The organism is Methylotenera sp., from assembly GCF_029945705.1.
In the GTDB taxonomy this organism is placed as follows: Bacteria; Pseudomonadota; Gammaproteobacteria; order Burkholderiales; family Methylophilaceae; genus Methylotenera.
In genome coordinates this window covers 43,994-63,375 of record NZ_JAQSDC010000056.1, presented here as the reverse complement: position 1 = coordinate 63,375, position 19,382 = coordinate 43,994, and the positions used below count along the sequence as shown (strand labels likewise).

The following is a 19,382-nucleotide window of genomic DNA, read 5'->3' as shown; positions in this document are numbered from 1 at the left end:
AAAGTGTGTTTTTTTAACCGCCATATGGCTTAAAACGATTCAAAAAATTAAACGATTCATCCACAGGTAACAAAACCACCAGTTCGATTTGGTCGTTGAAAGCTTTACTCACGATGCTACCGTTACACTTGAGCAATGCATTTATCATCATATCCATTTGCTTGTAAGTAATAGTCAATGGATAGGATTTCATTTCAACAAAGTGACTAGTTTTAGCGGCATCTAAAGCTAACTTAGCGGTACCGCCATAAGCACGTGCCAGCCCGCCTGTGCCTAGATTAATGCCGCCATAATAACGAATTACTGCAACGCATACATTAATTAAATTTCGACCTTCTATCAACTTCAACACAGGCATACCAGCCGTACCCGAAGGTTCACCTGCATCTGAAAAGCGTGGAACTATACCCTGCTCTGTTTTGAGCCTGAAACCATAGGCTAAATGATGTGCAGTCGGATGTTTTGATGCAAATGCACGTAATGCCTGTCCGATTTCACGTTCATCTGCACAGGCTAGCGCCATTGCGATAAAACGAGATTTATTAATGGTTTGATCAGCGAAACCTGCTTGTGTAATAACTAACAATGTACCTTCTAACTAATTTAAGCCAACGATATTACCTGCTTGATTCACACTAATACGCTCACTTGCGGGCTGTTTTGGTAAACCTGGCATGGTCATTATTTCACCACAGATAGCTACAATAAACTCAGCACCACGAGAGAGTCTTAATTGACGGACTTTTAACACATGTCCAGTTGGTGCGCCTCTTAGCTTAGGATCTGATGAAAATGAATACTGCGTTTTTGCAATACAAACAGGGTAATGACTATAACTTCTCTCTAACTCAATAAGCGCAGTCTGCGCTTCTACAGACAACTCCACATGGCTCGCCCCATATATTTTCTGCGCAATTGTCTGAATTTTATCCAGCAATGGCATCTCATCAGGGTAGAGCAGTTTAAAATGATTAGTTGGCTGTTTAGTCATGCTAATGACTTCTTGCGCCAAATCAAGAGCGCCTGCACCGCCCCTCGCCCAATGCTTACAAACAATGGCTTTAACACCAAAACTGGCAGCTTCTGTTTCTAGCAATGCAATTTCAGCATCGCTATCACTTAAAAAGTGATTGATAGCCACTACTATCTTTAAACCAAAATGTTGCTGAAGGTTATCTATGTGCTTTTTTAAATTGGCTATGCCGCTTTTTAAAGCCGTCAGATCCTCTTGATTCAACAATCCAACATCAACGCCACCATGATATTTAAGTGCGCGCACTGTTGCCACCAACACAACCGCAGCTGGTTGCAAGCCAGTTTTTCTGCATTTAATATCAATAAATTTCTCAGCACCTAAATCTGCGCCAAAACCCGCTTCCGTCACCACAAAATCTGCTAACTTCAACGCTGCCTTTGTTGCCACCACTGAGTTACAGCCATGCGCAATGTTAGCGAAAGGCCCACCGTGGACTAATGCTGGAGAATGCTCTAGGGTTTGCACTAAATTCGGTTGCAAAGCATTTTTTAACAATGCTGTCATTGCACCTTCAGCATTTAAATCACTGGCTAATACTGGCTTATTTGCGCTAGTTAAACCAATTTGAATATTACCTAAACGTGCTTGCAAATCCTCTAACGTAGTGGCTAAGCAGAATATCGCCATCACTTCACTGGCAACGGTGATATCAAAACTTGTTTGCCGTTCAAACGATTGTCCGTCTTTATTAAGACCGTTTAATGTAATGTCGCGCAAGGCGCGGTCATTCATATCCATACAGCGACGCCAACTAATGCTCGCGGGAGCAATATCCAACGCATTGCCTTGGTAAATATGATTGTCAATCAACGCTGCAAGTAAATTGTTTGCACTGCTAATGGCATGAAAATCGCCTGTGAAGTGCAAATTAATATCTTCCATCGGCACGACTTGCGAATAACCGCCGCCTGTCGCGCCGCCCTTTAGGCCAAATACTGGGCCAAGCGAAGGCTCGCGCATACACACCATGGCATGTTGATTCTTATTGGCTAACACTTGATTCAGTGCATCTGCCAACCCGATGGTCGTAGTCGTTTTTCCTTCACCTGCAGGTGTGGGACTAATAGCTGTGACGAGAATTAATTGACCATCAGCCTGAGTTTGTAGTTTTTGAATACATGCCGCGCTAAGCTTGGCAATATGTTGACCATAAGGAATTAAATCTTCACTAGCAAGATTGAGTTCTGATGAAACTTGTAAAATCGGCTTGAGTATTGCAGCTTGTGCGATTTCAATATCAGACTTCATCAAGACTGTCCTTTAGGCTATAGATTGGGTTTATTATTTGCGTCCACCAAGAATACTACCCAACACACCGCGAACTATTTGACGCCCAAGCTGCGAACCTATTGCACGGGCTGCGCTTTTGGCTGCGGCTTCCAGCACGCCATCTGAGCGGCTTCCAGACTTTTTGCTACCGCCGAACAACCCGCCCCAATCAAATCCCTCGTCAATTTTAGCTTCAGTCGCTGCTTGCTCTGTTCTGGTCTTAAGTATTTCATAAGCAGACTCACGGTCTACTGACTTTTCATAAACCCCTGCTACATTTGAATTATTCACAGTGTTAGCACGTTCGCCATCTGAAATAGGCCCTATGCGGCTGCCAGGTGGGCAAATAAAGGTGCGCTCTACTGGCGTAGGAATACCTTTTTCATCTAAAAATGAAACTAACGCTTCACCTACACCTAACTCAGTAATAGCGACAGCCACATCTACTTTTGGATTACTTCTGAAAGTGTCTGCAGCCGACTTAACGGCCTTCTGATCACGCGGCGTAAAGGCACGTAAAGCATGCTGTACACGGTTACCCAGCTGACCAAGCACCATATCTGGAATATCTAATGGATTTTGACTGACGAAATAAACACCAACCCCTTTAGAGCGAATTAAACGCACCACTTGTTCAATTTTTTGCAGTAAAGCATCTGGGGCATCGTTAAACAGTAAATGCGCTTCATCAAAGAAAAATACCAACTTCGGTTTATCTAAGTCACCTGCCTCTGGCATCTTTTCAAACAACTCGGATAATAGCCACAACAATAAGGTTGCATAGATGCGCGGTGAATTAAACAACTTATCACTGGCTAAAATATTGACGATACCGCGACCTTGCGCATCAGTCTGCATCAAATCATCTAAATTAAGTGCTGGTTCACCAAAGAACTGATCTGCGCCTTGTGTTTCAAGCTCCAGCAAAGCACGTTGTACGGCGCCTACACTGGCCGCGGAGATATTGCCATAATTAGTTTGATATTCAGCAGCATTTTCTGCCGCGTGTTGCATCATCGCGCGTAAATCTTTTAAATCCAGTAATAGCCAACCTTTGTCATCAGCGATTTTGAATACTGAGTTCAAAACACCACTTTGCACATCGTTTAAATTAAGCAAACGCGCCAATAACAATGGCCCCATCTCGGCCATGGTCGTGCGAACTGGATGGCCTTTTACGCCAAATACATCCCAAAATGTCACTGGGCATTTTTTATAACTAAATTCATTTAACGCCAACTGCTGAACGCGCGCTTCTACCTTAGGGTTACCGCCACCCATTTGGCTCATGCCAGCTAAATCACCTTTCACATCTGCCATGAACACAGGCACGCCTATGTTTGAAAATTGCTCAGCTAAGCTTTGTAATGTAACCGTTTTACCTGTGCCTGTTGCGCCCGCAATTAAGCCATGTCGATTAGCCATTTTAGGCAATACAAAACTAGAGGTTTCACTATTTTTTGCAATTAATAAGGGTTCTGACATGTTTTTATTGTCCTATAACTTGAGCACGAGTAGATACGCCAGCAGATGCATCATTGTAACAAAACTAAGCTGAGGTAACATGAAAGTAATCAAGCTTAAAAATACAAAAAAAGCTGAAAACATTTGAGTATCTTCAGCCTTTTCATTCAAAGTGCTAACTTTAGGTATTAAATTTAATGCAAGCTTGTTTTTAACGATGCATCAAACTCTTCTATTGTGATTGGCCTACCAAACAAATACCCTTGAAATTGCTTGCAATGAATTTTTAAAAGGTGTTCTTTTTAGTCTTTCGTCTCCACACCTTCGGCAATGACTTCAAGCTCCATGCTTTTCGCCATTGCAATAATCGTCCGCACAATGGCTTTATCGCTGATATCACTGGCAATATCTCGCACGAATGACTGGTCTATTTTTAGTTGTGTGAGGGGTAACCGTTTGAGGTACTGCAAAGACGAATAACCTGTACCAAAATCATCCAATGAGAATCTAATGCCTATTTCTTTTAAGGCGGTCATGGTGACAATCGTATCTTCAATATTTTCCAGTAACATACTCTCAGTCAGCTCAAGCTTAAGTAAGCTTGGGTTAATACCATGGCGATCTACCGCAACTTGAACCTGATTCACAAAGTTATTTTGGTAAAACTGTTTCGCGCTAACATTAATTGAAACAGTCAGTTCTCGGGTTAACTCGCCAATCTGCCACGATTTAATTTGAGCGCACGCAGTATCAAGTACCCATTCACCTATTGGTAAAATTAATCCTGTTTCTTCCGCCAGACAAATAAAATTACCAGGTGGAATCATGCCCCGCTCTGGGTGAATCCAGCGTATTAAGGCTTCTGCCCCTAATGGCGTATTAGATTGATCGACTTGAATTTGGTAATAAAGCTGAAACTGTTGTTTATCTATGGCTTTGCGCATCTCTCGCTCTAAATCTGCCCGCTTGTCGATGGCTTCTTGCATCAATGGGTCGAAAAACCGCATCGTGTTTCGACCAGCTCTTTTTGCTTGATACATGGCAATATCAGCATGTTTAACTAAGTCATCTTGTGCATCCACATGATCACCGAATAAGGCCACGCCAATACTCACCGTGCTATGGTATTCATGAATCGCTAGTTGGTAAGGCTGATTTAGCGTTGCCAGAATTTTTTTACCTACAGCCTCAGCCTGCGCAGCAGCTTCTATTGAATGGCTGCTCAGATCTTCAAGCATGACAACAAATTCATCTCCGCCTAAGCGTGCCACCCTTGCCACCGTATCACCATCACGCAGACACTCTGTTAATCGCGAGGCTACCTGCTGCAATAGTAAGTCACCAAACGCATGGCCTAGTGTGTCATTCAGTGTTTTAAAATGGTCGAGATCAATAAATAGTAAAGCGCCATCTCTGCCAGTGCGCTTACTAGCAAAAAACGCACGCTTTAATTTGTCAATCAGCATGCGTCGATTGGCTAAATGCGTTAGCGAATCATAAAAAGCTAAATGTTCAATTTCATCTGCAGCCTGCTTGCGCTCAGTGATATCTGAAAATAAACAAACAAAATTAGTTATTGTTTGCGCCTCATCTCGTACAGCAAAAATATCTATCCAAACGTCATAGCTTTCACCATGATCATTCAAGTTCTTTGCTTCTCCCCGCCACTCCCCAGCATACTCAAACTCCTGCTGTATTTTCTCAAAAAACTGAGGATCATTATGTACAAATCCGATATTTTTAGGCTTTGCGCCAAGCACTGCTTCAAGGCTATAACCAGTAATTCTAGTAAAAGCAGGGTTAATTCTTACAATATTCATGTCGACATCAGTAATAAGTATGCCATCATGCGCATGCTCAAACACTCTGGCTGAGAGCAATATGCTCTCGGAGCTTTCTCGCAAGGCAGTGATACTCTCGCGTAATTTATGACGCATATTGAGTACGTTAGACATGAGAGTATTCGGTTTAGCTTCCAAACCATCATTCTCAAAATTCCCATCTGCAATACGTTTTACGACATCAATAGCCAGAGCGGGATCGCCACCAATCGGATTAACGATCAAACGTCGCAATTGCCATAGAATAATCACAAGAAGTGCCGCACCTATTAGCATGCATGTAGTAATAACGATCCACGAGTGTGATAAACCAACTGCGCGAGCCTCACTCAATGGATAAGCAACAACTACCTTAAATCCCCAATTGGGAATTTTTTCTGAGACAAATTTCCAGTCTTTAGGCTGCTCAAGAAATAAGTGTTCTGCCTTAGCTAATTTGATGTGCGCTGAATGGAATCGAATTTTATTATTGCTATCAAGTACCATAGTAAAACCACTTTTCAGCTGTCGCTTATTACGTACGGCATCACGAATCACTTTCATATCGACTTTGTAACCCACATAATAAGCGCCTATCACATTACCCTGAGCATCATACATAGGGTCGTAACGCGTGATATAGGGCTCATCTAGAATGTCCACAACACCATGAAATGCTTTTCCTTGACTAAGCGCCGTGAAAGCGCTGCCGTTAGGATTGAGTATAGTGCCAGTTGCTCTAGACATATTGGCTTTTAAAACATTAGTGGAAACTCGCACAAAATCGTGACCATCTTTTATAAAAATAGTCGCAGTACCACCGGCTAAGCTAGTCAAATCATCGACCAGTTTAAATAAATTGGTGACGGGTGTGCTGCCGAAGATTAAGTTAGGAACGACCCTGCCTTGAGAGTTAATCTGACCATCAATGAACGGCTCACCAAGGATTTGACTTTGCTCTTTTAAAAGACGCATGGATAAATCAGCTTTATCCGTGACAAGCTCATCCGTTACATTTAGTAAACGAACTAAGGTTTTTGCTTGTTCATCTGCTTCGATTTGAATGCTATCTAGCTGTTGCGAGGTCTGTTGTTGAATTAACACAAATGGCACAGCTGCTAAAAGCATGAGCACAGGTAGAATGAAGCGCCAAATTGTGGATATTTTACTAATCATATAAATTTACAATTCATTTACACTTTATTGCGCAATCATAAGCTAAGTTTAGTTTTTTAAACAACTGCAATACCAGATTAGCAATTTAAGCATCTCGTCATTGTCTGAGTTAAAACTTAAAAGACGGCACGTAATTCGAACTGGCTTTTCTGCCAATATGGTATTTTCAAAACTCACGCTATTAATTATCACGAGATTTTTATGTAGACTAAAAACACTCGCTAAAATTAGTGCATAGTTATTTAACTACGTGACAGTCGTATTTAATCTTGGGAATATAAGGGAGATATGGTTGCAAATCAGACCATTGCCTGATTTGCTAAATAAAACGCGTGGGGATAGTGTTCAAGTGCTTATATAGAATTTACTAAGCACTTGAATCAAACACTTAAATCAGATGCTCTATATTGTCTTACTACTGACTTTAGATTGTGCCATAAGTATACTAGCAAACACGCCCACCGCTGCCAAACACCAAACAATGACCGCCCCAGAAGGCAGATCAAATATGGCTGAAAGCGCTAAGCCCATTACGTAAGCAGTTGCGCCGATTAAATATGCACCTAACATTTTTCTTGGTTCTGACCAATTTCTAACGGCAAGCGCAGGAATAATCAAACTAGAAAATACTAAATAGACGCCAACCAGTTGCACTGAAGCAGTGACTGCTAGGGCAAATAAGCCATAAAAACCTGCACGACCCATTTTGTCTTTCAAGCCAAACCAGACAGCTAAAATTAGCAAGGTAAGGACTGAAACTGGTAATAACTGGGTCATACTGACCCAAAGAATTTGACCTGCCAGTAAGTCTTTTAAGTGCTCGCCCCCATGTGGGTTGTTAGCCAATAACAGTATTCCCGCACTCGCTGCCAACACAAAAAATACACCGATTAATGCCTCTTGTACTTCTGGCCACTTTTTTTCTGTCCAAGTAAGCAGTAATGCGCCCAATAACGCGGCACTTACTGCAACGATTTGCACCTTGATACCTTGCGGCTCCCAGCCCATAGCATCGGCTGCAATAACCCCTAGAGCAGCAATTTGTGCCACGGCAAGGTCGATAAACACGATACCTCGCTTAAGCACTTGCTGACCTAGCGGCACATGTGTGGCCAATACTAATAAGCCAGCTAAAAAAGCTGGGCCAAGGATGGTAAGATTTAAGGTATCAAGATTCATTAGTGCACTCCGTATCAATATCTATTGGTAATCAAAATAGTCATTTAGCTTTACTTAACCACATCACTATGCACATTACTTAGCCGCATCTAAAAGACGTTGCACAGTGTCATCAAATAAAGAAAACAAGTCTTTTGCACGATCTGACCCGCCTACTGTAAATGGCAATGCTACTGCTGGAATCTTAGCTCTTTCAGATAACCATTGCGATGGACGCTCACTGTTGTATGCAGCTCGAATCACCATTTTTGCAGGTTGGCGCTGCAATTGCGTAAGCACCTCACTAAGATGACTGCTAGTTGGCTCAACGCCTGGTTTTGGCTCTAATGTCGCCACTTCACGCAAACCCAGCCAGTCTTCTAAATAGGGGAAACCTTTGTGTTGTACGACAATAGCCATGCCTTTAAGTGGCGCTGCTTGAGTCTCCCAGCGCTTGCTTGCCTCTTGCCAGCGTTGCGCAAAATCTTTATGTTTAGCTTGATAAAACGTAGCGTTAGGTGCATCGACTTCTGCAAGTCGCTGTGATAACGCATCACCCACTTTAGCTATATTACGTGGATCGGTTTGAATATGCGGGTTGCCGCCTGGATGCACGTCACCATCTGCACGATCTAAACGGCTTGGAATTTCTAACATACGCACATAATGCGCCGCCTCAAAGTTACCAGCTTTACCCGCTAACACATTGGTATTACCAGCTTGGCGCAGCAACACTGGCAACCAACCAATTTCCAGCTCGGAGCCTGTACATACCAACAAATCAGCTTTACGCAGCTGCGCAACTAAGCTGGGTTTTGCTTCAATATGATGAACGTCTTGCAAGGCGTTGGTTGCAGTAAATACAGTGACTTTATCGCCACCTAGCTCTTGCGCAAGCGCGCCCCACTCTGGCTCACAGGCAAATACATTCAGTGCGGCTTGAGCGGATTGCGTTGTAACGAGTAATACAGATAGTGATAATGCTTTAAATATATGTTTCATCTAAATCTCCTTAATATTTGTGGGCACCGTGAGCGCCTAAGCTCATTTGGTACTGGATGAACACTTGATTGTCAGTCGCTTCTTGGCGAGATTTATCGCTAGATACCTGTAAGCGGATACGAGAGAATTCGCTTGGACTAAAGTCCAGCATGGCGCTGATGCGTTTAGGGTCATAACTACTATTCGCTAGATTTGCGGCATTATCGCCATAGTTAACGCTACCGCTGTTCAATTGGTCGTAACGCAAGCCAGCACGCCAATAAGGCAAGAATTTATAAACGCCTTGTAAGTACCAGCCATCTTGCGATGCCGTGTAGCGACCAGTGTTAGCCGCTTGATCAACATCATATGTGAGGTCACCTTTCTGAGTGCTATGCAAGTATTCACCCTGCAACTTGAAGCTAGTATTAGTAGCATTACCATTTGGCGCCCATTTCCATACAAAATCGGCTAACCAAACTTTACTGTTACCAGTGAAGCTATTGGTTACATCACTACCCAAGGCATCAATATCGTTAGACTTCCTATCTTTAGGTGAAACGTCTAGATAAGACAAGCCTGCGCGCCAACTACTGCTAATGCCTAAGTCGCCACCAACATGCGCGAATATTGAGCCTGCACCGCCGCCATTTTCATCTCGTCCCTCTGTATCAGCAATACGTCCGCGGCCATATTCAGCACCAAACTCCAGAAATAAATCAGTTGGTGCCAGCCATTTCAGTTGTATCCCATCATCACCAAACTGATTGCCAAGGAAAGCCTGATAAGCCAAGGGATTGTCTACAAAATCCCAAGTATGGGCATGCTGGTCATTGAGATAGCCAATGCTAGAAAAAAACCGGCCGGCCTTAAGCGTCACACCATATGGCAAGGTGGTTGTTTGCACAAAAGCCTCTTCCACGCCTATGGTGTTGTCTGGCGCTAATGCTAAATTGAGGCCGCCATAAAAGTTAGGGTCTACGCTGGCATAAACCCCTAACTCAGACTCGCCTAAATTAAAGCCCTTGGTACCAGGCCCGATTTCACCACCCGCTTGAAAGCCTGTGATGTGGTAATTGGAATCTTGAGAACGGTTGGCATAAGTACCAGATAAAATTAAAGAAATATCTGGATTAAGCGCATTGCTGGCAGTTGGTCTAGCACTGGCTTGTACGGAGGCTTCCTCGGCCTTTTTATCCGCATTACCTGCGACCGTTTCAGTCGTTTGTAAACGGGTCTCTAAGGTTTGAATACGTGTTTCATAACTCTGTTTCATTTGTTGAATTTCAGCGCGTAGTGCTTCTAATTCGTTGCTATCGTTTGCTTTTGCTGCAGCGGGCAGCAAGAAGGTAAGCGCAATGGCGCGCACCAATATTTTCTGGTTGAACATGTGAACCTCGTCGTTGCAAAAATGAATAAAACCACGCCTTAAAAGGTGTGGATTAAGATTTAAGGTCTAAGCGAGGATAGGTGGGGCGCGAGAGTGGTAAGAAAAGAAACGTGTAGAAATAACCGACTGGTGTAGAACCGTCGATAACTCAAATTGTCCAGAAGCAATATTGAGGATATGCGCTTGCGAACCAATGGCAGCGGAAAGGCCTGCAAGTGATAAACACTTTCCACAGACCTCAGAATGATTCGTAGACTTATCTTCACTTGAAGATTTTTGAGTAGAGGATTGCTGATTTGAAGACTGTTGTTGAAAGTCTGCCGTATGCACATAAGCATGCACCATTGCCTGTTGCTGCCCGAACACGAGCAGCACAGCAAAAAAAAAGGTCAGAAATGAACGACGAATCATGAATTTATTATAGCAAACTAAATATTAAGTCATGTGAATTTATTTAGACACTCACCATTAGTCTATAAAAGCACTGATGAATAAAGTTAAGGAATCAATCTGATTAGTTTCAATTTTCGGTATAGTGTATTACGGCTAATACCAAGCTGGCGCGCCACTGCAGACACATTGCCAACATGTTGCTGCATGGCTGAACGTATAGCATTTTCAGCTAAACCCTCTAAAGCCAACACTTGCGGCGCGGCTATTTTAGGTCTTTGCACATTGCCTAGATTTAAGCCTTGTAATTCATCAATAAAATCTTGTGTAAGATGCATTTCAGAAACTTCTACGCCATCAGCAAGTGCTAAAGCCGTCCTTAACACATTGTGTAATTGACGAATATTACCTGGCCAAGGGTGGGTTTTAAAAACATCCATGACTTCTGGAGAAATATTAACTCCACTAGTTTGTTCAACTTGAAGAATGACATCAATGAGTGCCTGTAAATCAGTGCGGTCACGCAATGCTGGCAAAGCCACACTCAAGCCGTTTAAGCGATAATACAAATCACTTCTAAACTCGCCAGATTCGACTTTTTCTTTCAACTTTTGGTTAGTGGCGCTCACCAATGCAAAACTCACTGGAATAGACCTTGTACTGCCTAAAGGCGTGACTTTACGCTCTTGAAGTACGCGCAATAAGCGCGCTTGCAAGGCCAGCGGCATATCACCGATTTCATCCAAAAATAAAGTGCCGCCATCGGCTTGTTCTATTTTACCCGCACTACCTTTGCGCTTTGCACCTGTGAATGCGCCCTCTTCATAACCAAATAGCTCTGCTTCAATTAAGCCCTCAGGCAAAGCTGCACAATTGACCGCTATCCAAGGACCTTTGTGTTGCGGGCTGGCCTCGTGTATCGCGCGGGCGAACAGTTCTTTACCAACACCAGTTTCACCTTGGATCAAAATTGGAATATCACGATTCAGCACTTTTTTAATTTGTTGAATGGCATGCTCAACCTTAGCGTCACCGCTATTCAACAAATCTAAATTAGCCGCACTAGCCCTTTTTGCGTCACGTGACGTAATCGCAGGTGGCTGATGCTTTTGCAAAGCTTCTACTTTCACATAGAGACGCGCGCCGTTATTTAGTCTTAATGGCACGATTAACTTATCTACACCATTCATTTGTCTGAGTAAGCTTGCAAGAGGAATATCAAAAATATTCTCAAAATCAACGGTCTGGTTATTTTGCGAATTTAGACTGAGTTGAAATTGCCCGCTACGATTAGTCGCCACCAGTTTTCCAGCTTCTGTAAACATGGCAACGCCTTCCCACAAGGTGCCAATAAACTCGGGCCGCGCATGAAAATGTAAAATAACGTCGCTCTGATGGCTGGCTAAAAAAAGCCTGTTCTCAATCATTTGAGCAGACATTTTAACTAAAGCTAGCGTGTGTTGCTGCGAAGTGTTTGAGTCGTTCGAAACATCAAGTGTTGCAATGAGCTGATTCTTGGCACCAAAGATAGGCACGGCTGAACAACTAAGCGAATGATGGTAAGCCATAAAATGCTCTGCGCCCTGCACTGTCATTGCAGATTGCTCAATTAATACAGTGCCGATAGCATTAGTGCCACGATGATCTTCGCGCCATGATGCGCCAGGCGATAAAGCAATACGCTGCTCTTCTCTCAGTAAATGATGACTGCCTAAACTATTTAAAATCACGCCTTGGTCATCAGTCAAAATCACAATGTTACGCATATGTGCGATTTGCTCGTTCAGTGTTTCCATTTCAGGCAAAGCAAGTGAAAGCAACTGGCGATTTTGCTCACGCTTAAGCGCGAGCTCTTGGGCGGTGATCACTTCTAAATTAGATGGAGAATTAACATTGACGCCGTTAGCAAGGCAACGTCGCCAAGAACGCTCTATGGCCTCAGCAATACTACCTTGCTCTACATTCCCATTACTTAAGAAATCGTTTCTGGCTTGAGAAACGCTCTGCGGGCGATCTATCGAAAAATGATTCATTGATTGGGTAAAGCTTTCAATTTGGGTGAACAATTTATTGAACATGTGTCACGCAACACATTGTTCAATATTGACACAGTGTTAAAAAGTTAATGAATATCATATCTAAGCAAATAATCATTCAATAAAAATAGTTGATTGATTTTAAACCATTTTATTTAACCTTAACCACTTTATGTGGCTCATTTTTGATGTTGGCACATCAATTGCAATATCTACATAGCAACAGTCGTTACAAATACTTTTAGATGCGCGACATGAGCAACACATAACTTAAAAAATATTATATTTGAGGAAAATATGAACCATCAATTTAAACGTAAATTTGGTGCCAGCCTAGCGTTAAGTGCAGGACTTTTTGGCTTAATAAGCACACCTGCTTTTGCTGATGACGAGCAATTAAAACTAATGAACGATGATAATCAGTGGACTCAACCACGTAAAGATTACAGCAATACAGGTTATAGCCGTTTGTCACAAATCAATAAAAGTAATGTTAAAAATTTAAAACTTGCATGGTCATTCGCAACTGGCGTTAACCGTGGTCACGAAGGCGCGCCGCTTGTTGTTGGTGACATCATGTACGTGCACACGGCATTTCCAAATAACGTATATGCTTTAGATTTAAACGATAATCAAAAAATTGTTTGGTCATACTTTCCGAAACAAGATGCAAGCGTTCAAGCTGTATTGTGTTGCGACAACGTCAACAAAGGCTTAGGTTATGGCGATGGCAAAATTTTCTTGCAACAGAATGACGGTGTTTTAGTCGCATTAGATGCCAAAACTGGTAAAGCCATTTGGGATACTAAAGTCACTGATCCTAAATCAGGTTCATCTAACACCAATGCTCCACATGTGTTCAAAGACAAAGTGATTACTGGCTGTTCAGGTGGTGAGTTTGGGGTACGTTGCTACATCTCAGCATATAACATTAAAGATGGTGCATTGGTTTGGCGTGCATATAGCACAGGTCCAGATGATGAAATGCTGATTGGTAAAGACTTCAATAAAGCAAATCCGCACTACAGCGCATTATCAGCTTATGAAGATGTGAATGGCGGTAATAAGCTAGGCGGTTCATTCAAAGCTATTCCTAAAGAAAAACTTCAATATCCAGAAGCGAATCTAGGCGTAAGAACTTGGTTAAAACCACAAGCTAGAAAAGAGGGCTGGCAAACTGGCGGCGGCCCTACATGGGGCTGGTACTCATACGATCCAGCGCTTAATTTAATGTACTACGGTACAGGCAACCCTGGCACTTGGAACCCTGATGTGCGTCCTGGTGACAACAAATGGTCTATGACAATTTTTGCACGTGACTTAGACACAGGCGTAGCAAAATGGGGTTACCAAATGACACCTCACGATGAGTGGGATTACGATGGTATGAATGAGGTGGTATTGTGGGATGCGAATGGCAAAAAATTAGCCTCTCATTTTGACCGTAACGGCTTTGGTTATACCTTTGACCGCACAAATGGTACTTTGTTAGTCGCACAAAAAATGAACCCTTTCGTTAACTGGGCAACATCTATCGACATGAAATCTGGCGTGCCGATTAAAGATCCAAAATACTCAACTCACCAAGACTACAATGCTAAAGGCATTTGCCCATCTGCATTAGGTGTTAAAGATGAACAACCTTCAGCATTTTCGCCACGGACAAAAATGTTCTACGTGCCGCTTAATCATGTATGTATGACTTATGAGCCAGTTGAATCTAAATACGTTGCGGGTCAACCATGGGTAGGCTCAACATTGACCATGTTCGCAGGCCCTGATGGCGTAATGGGCGGCTTTATGGCTTGGAATGGTTTAACAGGCAAATCTGCTTGGTATAACAAAGAAAAATTCTCAGCTTGGGGCGGCGCTTTAGTGACTGCTTCAGACTTAGTGTTTTACGGTACGTTAGATCGTTGGGTTAAAGCGCTTGATGCCAAAACGGGTAAAGAGCTTTGGAAATTTCAAGTAGGTTCTGGCGTTGTTGGTAACACCATTACCTACGGTCACAAAGGTAAACAATACGTTGGCGTGCTATCAGGTATTGGTGGCTGGGCTGGTGTTGCAATGAACCTAGGTTTAACCAATGAAACCGACGGCCTAGGTGCTGCCGGTGGTTACAAAGAGTTAACTAAGTACAATGCAGCGCCGGGTGGCGGTGCAATGAATGTGTTTAGCTTGTAATTTGTAAAGCTGTATCGTGATAAGAGCCAATCTAAAAAATTGGCTCTTATTCATTGCAAGTTCCAAATCAATAACAATAAAAATGGCTCACTTAAGCACTCAATGCATCAACTGGCAGAGGTAAGTAAATCTTAACTTTTAAACCAGAAACAAAACTATCAGAATCAAGAAGCGCAATTCTCCCACCCGCCCTGAGTAAAATGCTTTTTACAATGGATAGACCAAGCCCCGAGCCTTGCGAGTCATTGCCTAATATTCTATAAAACGCATCAAAAACTCTCGCTCTTTCTGCTTCTGGTATGCCATGTCCGCTATCTTCAATCTCCAAAACTAAATCATTCAGCTCTTTACTTATACTTAAGTCAATTTGCCCACCATCAGGGGTGTAGCGTATTGCGTTGTCTATTAGGTTTTTAATGAGGCATATCAAATCTGCTTCATTCATCTTTACAATCGCGTCTATTGCTGACTTTACACCCACATTTAAACTTTTAGCTTCCGCGAGGGGAATTAAGTCTGCTAGCACTTTTAGTAGAGTTTGATGTACAGACAAATTTTCTGCTTCTACATTGTTGAGTCTTTGGGCTTTTGCAAAAGACAGTAGTTGCTCTAATAACACTGAAGCTCTAGTGATGCCTTGCCGTAACGTAGCTAAACGTTCCACTGCAATTGCCGTCATTTCAGCGCTTACAAGCCGCTCAGCTTGCAATGATAAAGCTGTTAATGGAGATCTTAACTCATGGGCAGCATCGGCAATGAATCGCCGCTGTGACTCTGCGGACTGATTGACTTTGTGAAAAAGAAAATTAATTGAACGTATAAATGGTAATACCTCGCTTGGCATATTTTCTTCAGAAAATGACGTCAAATCTTCGGCAGAGCGTCTATCAATACTTTCTGATAATGCTGTCACTGGCCTGAAAGCATTGCGTATTAATAAATATGCAACTGCAATTAGAACAGGTAGAAGTAACAACATAGGCAATGCCGTTGATACTGCCCCGCTGATCGCAGCCTCATCACGCAAAATAGTTTGCTGTCCAATCACAACCTGCTGTTGATTTACTAAGGTTAACTTTAAAACTCGATACTTAATATTATCTATTAATAAAGTTTGGAGTCCATCTGATAAATTACTAGGTAACTTTAATTGAGATGGCGAAGCAAATTCGTGTGCTTGATTTGAAGTTTGGCTATTGGGTATATATTGAATAATGATTTCAGTGCGTTCTGCCATCTCATTATTCAACGTTATGTTGCGTTGATTTTTCTGAACAAGAAAGCCTATTTGTTTAAGGCCTTCATCTTGAATTTCTCTAGCTTCATGTAGTGCACTAGAGTACGAGATGATGACAGATATTACCGCCATTAAAATAATGATTATCGCAATCCAAAATGAAAGTCGATATTGAATTGAATAGTTTAATTTGCTTTTGAAACCATCCATCCAACACCCCTAAGATTTTTTATCACATGGCTCCCAAGTTTTTTGCGTAATGCGTGAATTAAGAACTCAACAGCATTACTCTCAACCTCTTCACCCCAGCCATAGATTCGAGTTTCTAAATCACTACGTGAGAGAATGGCCCCTGGTCTTAACATCAATGCTTCTAAAAGAGCATACTCGCGATTTGAAAGCTGAAAACCAGCTTGATCACTCATGCTGACTTCGTGTGTAACCGTATCAAGCGTCAACAACCCGTTACTCAATAATGTATTAGCCCCACCATTATTTCTACGTAGCACCGCTCGCATTCTAGCCAACAATTCTGATAGCTCAAATGGTTTACTAATATAATCATCTGCTCCGCAGTCTAAGCCTCTTATTCGGTCATTGGTGCCATCGCGTGCAGTAATAATCAATACTGGTACTTGATGATTCTTTGCACGTAATGCGCTAAGCACTGACAGCCCATCCAACCCAGGTAAACCTAAATCCAAAAGCACAAGGTCATAATACTCAACAGCAAGCGCCTCAAGGGCAGCCTTGCCATTTGTGAGCCAATCGACAGCATAAGAAGCATCGCGTAAGCCGCCCTGAAGAGCCTCGCCAATCATCATGTCATCTTCAACCAATAAAACTCGCATAAGTGTGTGTGTGGCTTTAATAAACCACTTGTAGAGCAAGAAATACGGACAGCTTATTGGTTTCAGCGACACTATTCAATGCGCGCCCTGCCGAAAATAATAGGCCATAATCCTTTGATATATTGTAAATACCACCTAGATTAAAACCGCTACTGAGCTGGTCAGCCTTTGTCGTTGCTGATTCACGAAATAATTCGCCACCAATCTTAAAGTGATCACTTAGTGCATATAGCGCTGTTGCGCCAAGAAACAAAGAGTTAGTAGCCAATGAATATCGATTAATTCGGTATCCGGCCCCACCATATAGTGTCCATTTGCCAGTGTTAAGTTGTCCCCAGATGGGCAGAAATGCCTGAGTCTTACCGCTAGCCACCCCTAATTTACTATCTCCTGTTGGCAGCTGTAACATCGGATAAATACCCAACATGAATTCAACGTCATTTCCCTTTAGGTGCAAAAATCTATATTTAATGCCAATTTCAGTATTATCAAAGTCCGATTGCGTGTCGTCACCTTCAACTTGATAGGTATAGCGAGACTGAACATGCAATTGAATCTGGTCAGAATACCCATAATTAACATCAATGCTCGGCAATGCTGTTGAGGTAGAACCCTCAACCCACGTTTTACTGATGGCGTAATTCACCTCCCAGTCTTTTGCTGAAACAGGTTCTGGATCGTCCGTAATAAATGGCGCACCTGCAAATGCAAATTCAGTTGAAACCAAGCCGATGACTACAAAAGTAGTTCGTATTATTTTATTTAGCGTATTCATTTTAATTTTGACAGAAGATGCACTTAATGTGACTTCTGCGCAGCACGTTGCGGAAAGTAATAGATACACAAGACGATAAAGCCCAACAAAACCGCACTGGCTCCAAATCGACTTAAGTCCAAACCGCCCGCAGAAATTGGCTTATCGAGGTAGTCACCAAGCACAGCACCTAAAGGACGCGTTAACACAAACGCTGACCAAAATAAGATGGTTTTAGATACATTTATCCAAAAATGCGCTGCAATAATGAGTAACAATAATCCTCCAAAAATCATTGCTGCCCCTAGGTAACCTAAACTTGGTGTATCTGCGACCCAGTCACCCAAAGCGGTACCCAACGTTTGAGAAAACATAATGGTCACCCAATAAAACATCTCAGCTTTTGGCGTGTTAATACTCTCTACAGCAATAGAACCAATTGAACGATACCAAATAACTAATGAAGCTATGAGCAATGTGAATAGAAGTGTGGACCCACCAGCGTAGCCAATACCTAATGAGCGGTCTGCAAAGTCAGCAACTGTTGTACCTAGTGTGGTAGTGGCTATGATTGTCGTCCAGTAAAGTACTGGAGTAAATTTTTTGGCTTTAATCTGAGCAATTACTGCAACGGCAAAAATTACTGCAAAAATGACTGAGCTTAAAAGATAGCCTAAGCCAAGCGACATAGAAAACGCGTCTCCACCAGTCTCACCTAGGGTAGTCGCCACAATTTTGACTATCCAAAATAATAAAGTGACCTCTGGGACTTTGCTAATCACATGATTCAATTCTGTGTTCATATCTACTCCGGAAATTAGTTAAAACCAAAAACATTCTAAATGTAATGAAAGATCACTATAGCAATGAATACTTAGTGCTAACTTAGGGAAGGGAAAGCTAGAGAAGAGCCGCTTTAAATAAATCTCAGCTTAGCCACACTAGGCAATAGCTTTATTGCCTAGGTAACTTTCTCTCAATTTGGCAGCAAGTAAAGGTCTTTACCTAATGTGATGAGTGTATGTACTACAAAAATATCCATTAAATATCCCCTTTACTCGCTTTATCCATAATTTCCAGCAAGGTACTTTCTAATTCTTGAGCAGCTTTTTGGGCGCGAGGGGTAGGATTCTTTATACTTCTCAAATCATAAGTTGGTCTCGCTAAACCAATAAATAGTTTTAGTTTTTTGTTTGCATCGGGCTTTTCATAGAGCGCAATGCGACAAGGCGCGAACACCAAAAACTCAGGGTGATCTAAGAAAATATCGGTACCCAAGCTCAAATTACAGAAGCTGTGTACCTCTTTAATGCCTTGCGGGTCTATACCACGCTTTTTGATGTGTTCACCAATAGGAAAGTTAGCGGGATTAACAAAGTTTCTTCCCTCAGAGAGGCTTTTGAGGCTATCCACTACATCTTGATAACTCACACCATCATGCACAGCCAACTCATAAATTGCGGTAGTGTTATCTATTGGGGGCATACCCGCACGCACTTGGCCCGATAGCTCTACTTTCTCAGGAGTTACTTTATCAGAGATAGCTGGCTTTACTGCAGCACAGGCACTCACTATTAACACTAAAACTGACAATGAAATAAACTTACGCATCTCAACACTCCTAGCTTTAAAATGA

15 protein-coding genes are annotated in these 19,382 nt (G+C 42.3%); 1 reads left to right on the top strand and 14 read right to left on the bottom strand.

The features are described from left to right. Positions 1 to 13: 13 nt before the first annotated feature. The 9 genes from PSU78_RS12650 to PSU78_RS12610 form a co-directional block, all read right to left on the bottom strand. Positions 14 to 586, bottom strand: coding sequence for a YigZ family protein (locus PSU78_RS12650; protein WP_300388549.1), 573 nt, complete (start codon positions 584 to 586; stop codon positions 14 to 16). 12 nt (positions 587 to 598) lie between these two features. Beyond that, complete coding sequence (locus PSU78_RS12645) at positions 599 to 2,284, bottom strand: formate--tetrahydrofolate ligase (RefSeq protein ID WP_300388547.1); 1,686 nt, start codon at positions 2,282 to 2,284, stop codon at positions 599 to 601. A 33-nt stretch (positions 2,285 to 2,317) separates the two neighbouring features. Further along, positions 2,318 to 3,790 (bottom strand): helicase HerA-like domain-containing protein, encoded by a 1,473-nt coding sequence (locus tag PSU78_RS12640; RefSeq protein WP_300388545.1) that lies wholly within the window; start codon positions 3,788 to 3,790, stop codon positions 2,318 to 2,320. Between the two features lie 281 nt (positions 3,791 to 4,071). Next, entirely contained in the window at positions 4,072 to 6,765 is a 2,694-nt protein-coding gene (locus PSU78_RS12635) for an EAL domain-containing protein (protein WP_300388543.1), read from the bottom strand. 402 nt (positions 6,766 to 7,167) lie between these two features. Further along, positions 7,168 to 7,944, bottom strand: coding sequence for a metal ABC transporter permease (locus PSU78_RS12630; RefSeq protein WP_300388541.1), 777 nt, complete (start codon positions 7,942 to 7,944; stop codon positions 7,168 to 7,170). A gap of 75 nt (positions 7,945 to 8,019) precedes the next feature. Continuing rightward, positions 8,020 to 8,925: a zinc ABC transporter substrate-binding protein gene (locus tag PSU78_RS12625; RefSeq protein WP_300388539.1), complete on the bottom strand. Its 906-nt coding sequence runs from the start codon at positions 8,923 to 8,925 to the stop codon at positions 8,020 to 8,022. Between the two features lie 10 nt (positions 8,926 to 8,935). Then, positions 8,936 to 10,294 (bottom strand): hypothetical protein, encoded by a 1,359-nt coding sequence (locus PSU78_RS12620; protein ID WP_300388537.1) that lies wholly within the window; start codon positions 10,292 to 10,294, stop codon positions 8,936 to 8,938. Between the two features lie 66 nt (positions 10,295 to 10,360). Further along, complete coding sequence (locus PSU78_RS12615) at positions 10,361 to 10,705, bottom strand: DUF2946 family protein (protein WP_300388535.1); 345 nt, start codon at positions 10,703 to 10,705, stop codon at positions 10,361 to 10,363. 86 nt (positions 10,706 to 10,791) lie between these two features. After that, positions 10,792 to 12,717 (bottom strand): sigma-54-dependent Fis family transcriptional regulator, encoded by a 1,926-nt coding sequence (locus PSU78_RS12610; protein ID WP_300388577.1) that lies wholly within the window; start codon positions 12,715 to 12,717, stop codon positions 10,792 to 10,794. Between the two features lie 300 nt (positions 12,718 to 13,017). Here PSU78_RS12610 and PSU78_RS12605 point away from each other — a divergent pair, with 300 nt between their 5' ends. After that, entirely contained in the window at positions 13,018 to 14,904 is a 1,887-nt protein-coding gene (locus tag PSU78_RS12605) for a methanol/ethanol family PQQ-dependent dehydrogenase (protein ID WP_300388533.1), read from the top strand. A 91-nt stretch (positions 14,905 to 14,995) separates the two neighbouring features. On the opposite strand, the gene PSU78_RS12600 is transcribed toward PSU78_RS12605, so the two are convergent. The 5 genes from PSU78_RS12600 to PSU78_RS12580 all read right to left on the bottom strand — a co-directional run bounded on the left by PSU78_RS12600 (position 14,996) and on the right by PSU78_RS12580 (position 19,357). Next, on the bottom strand, positions 14,996 to 16,351 hold the full coding sequence (locus tag PSU78_RS12600; RefSeq protein ID WP_300388531.1) for an ATP-binding protein: 1,356 nt from the start codon (positions 16,349 to 16,351) through the stop codon (positions 14,996 to 14,998). Beyond that, on the bottom strand, positions 16,327 to 16,992 hold the full coding sequence (locus PSU78_RS12595; RefSeq protein WP_300388529.1) for a response regulator: 666 nt from the start codon (positions 16,990 to 16,992) through the stop codon (positions 16,327 to 16,329). Before PSU78_RS12595 ends, PSU78_RS12600 begins: the two co-directional genes overlap by 25 nt. Before the next feature lie 16 nt (positions 16,993 to 17,008). Then, a complete protein-coding gene (locus PSU78_RS12590) occupies positions 17,009 to 17,767 on the bottom strand; it encodes a hypothetical protein (protein ID WP_300388528.1) in 759 nt (252 codons plus the stop codon). A gap of 23 nt (positions 17,768 to 17,790) precedes the next feature. Then, positions 17,791 to 18,549: a hypothetical protein gene (locus PSU78_RS12585; protein WP_300388526.1), complete on the bottom strand. Its 759-nt coding sequence runs from the start codon at positions 18,547 to 18,549 to the stop codon at positions 17,791 to 17,793. A gap of 238 nt (positions 18,550 to 18,787) precedes the next feature. Next, positions 18,788 to 19,357 (bottom strand): DUF302 domain-containing protein, encoded by a 570-nt coding sequence (locus tag PSU78_RS12580; protein WP_300388524.1) that lies wholly within the window; start codon positions 19,355 to 19,357, stop codon positions 18,788 to 18,790. Positions 19,358 to 19,382: the final 25 nt, after the last annotated feature.

Excerpts from the sequence above, each read along its gene's own strand:
- PSU78_RS12645 (WP_300388547.1), bottom strand. The coding sequence starts at position 2,284 with ATGAAGTCTGATATTGAAATCGCACAAGCTGCAATACTCAAGCCGATT.
- PSU78_RS12640 (WP_300388545.1), bottom strand. The coding sequence starts at position 3,790 with ATGTCAGAACCCTTATTAATTGCAAAAAATAGTGAAACCTCTAGTTTT.
- PSU78_RS12635 (WP_300388543.1), bottom strand. The coding sequence starts at position 6,765 with ATGATTAGTAAAATATCCACAATTTGGCGCTTCATTCTACCTGTGCTC.
- PSU78_RS12630 (WP_300388541.1), bottom strand. The coding sequence starts at position 7,944 with ATGAATCTTGATACCTTAAATCTTACCATCCTTGGCCCAGCTTTTTTA.
- PSU78_RS12625 (WP_300388539.1), bottom strand. The coding sequence starts at position 8,925 with ATGAAACATATATTTAAAGCATTATCACTATCTGTATTACTCGTTACA.
- PSU78_RS12620 (WP_300388537.1), bottom strand. The coding sequence starts at position 10,294 with ATGTTCAACCAGAAAATATTGGTGCGCGCCATTGCGCTTACCTTCTTG.
- PSU78_RS12615 (WP_300388535.1), bottom strand. The coding sequence starts at position 10,705 with ATGATTCGTCGTTCATTTCTGACCTTTTTTTTTGCTGTGCTGCTCGTG.
- PSU78_RS12610 (WP_300388577.1), bottom strand. The coding sequence starts at position 12,717 with ATGAATCATTTTTCGATAGATCGCCCGCAGAGCGTTTCTCAAGCCAGA.
- PSU78_RS12605 (WP_300388533.1), top strand. The coding sequence starts at position 13,018 with ATGAACCATCAATTTAAACGTAAATTTGGTGCCAGCCTAGCGTTAAGT.
- PSU78_RS12600 (WP_300388531.1), bottom strand. The coding sequence starts at position 16,351 with ATGGATGGTTTCAAAAGCAAATTAAACTATTCAATTCAATATCGACTT.
- PSU78_RS12595 (WP_300388529.1), bottom strand. The coding sequence starts at position 16,992 with ATGCGAGTTTTATTGGTTGAAGATGACATGATGATTGGCGAGGCTCTT.
- PSU78_RS12590 (WP_300388528.1), bottom strand. The coding sequence starts at position 17,767 with ATGAATACGCTAAATAAAATAATACGAACTACTTTTGTAGTCATCGGC.
- PSU78_RS12585 (WP_300388526.1), bottom strand. The coding sequence starts at position 18,549 with ATGAACACAGAATTGAATCATGTGATTAGCAAAGTCCCAGAGGTCACT.
- PSU78_RS12580 (WP_300388524.1), bottom strand. The coding sequence starts at position 19,357 with ATGCGTAAGTTTATTTCATTGTCAGTTTTAGTGTTAATAGTGAGTGCC.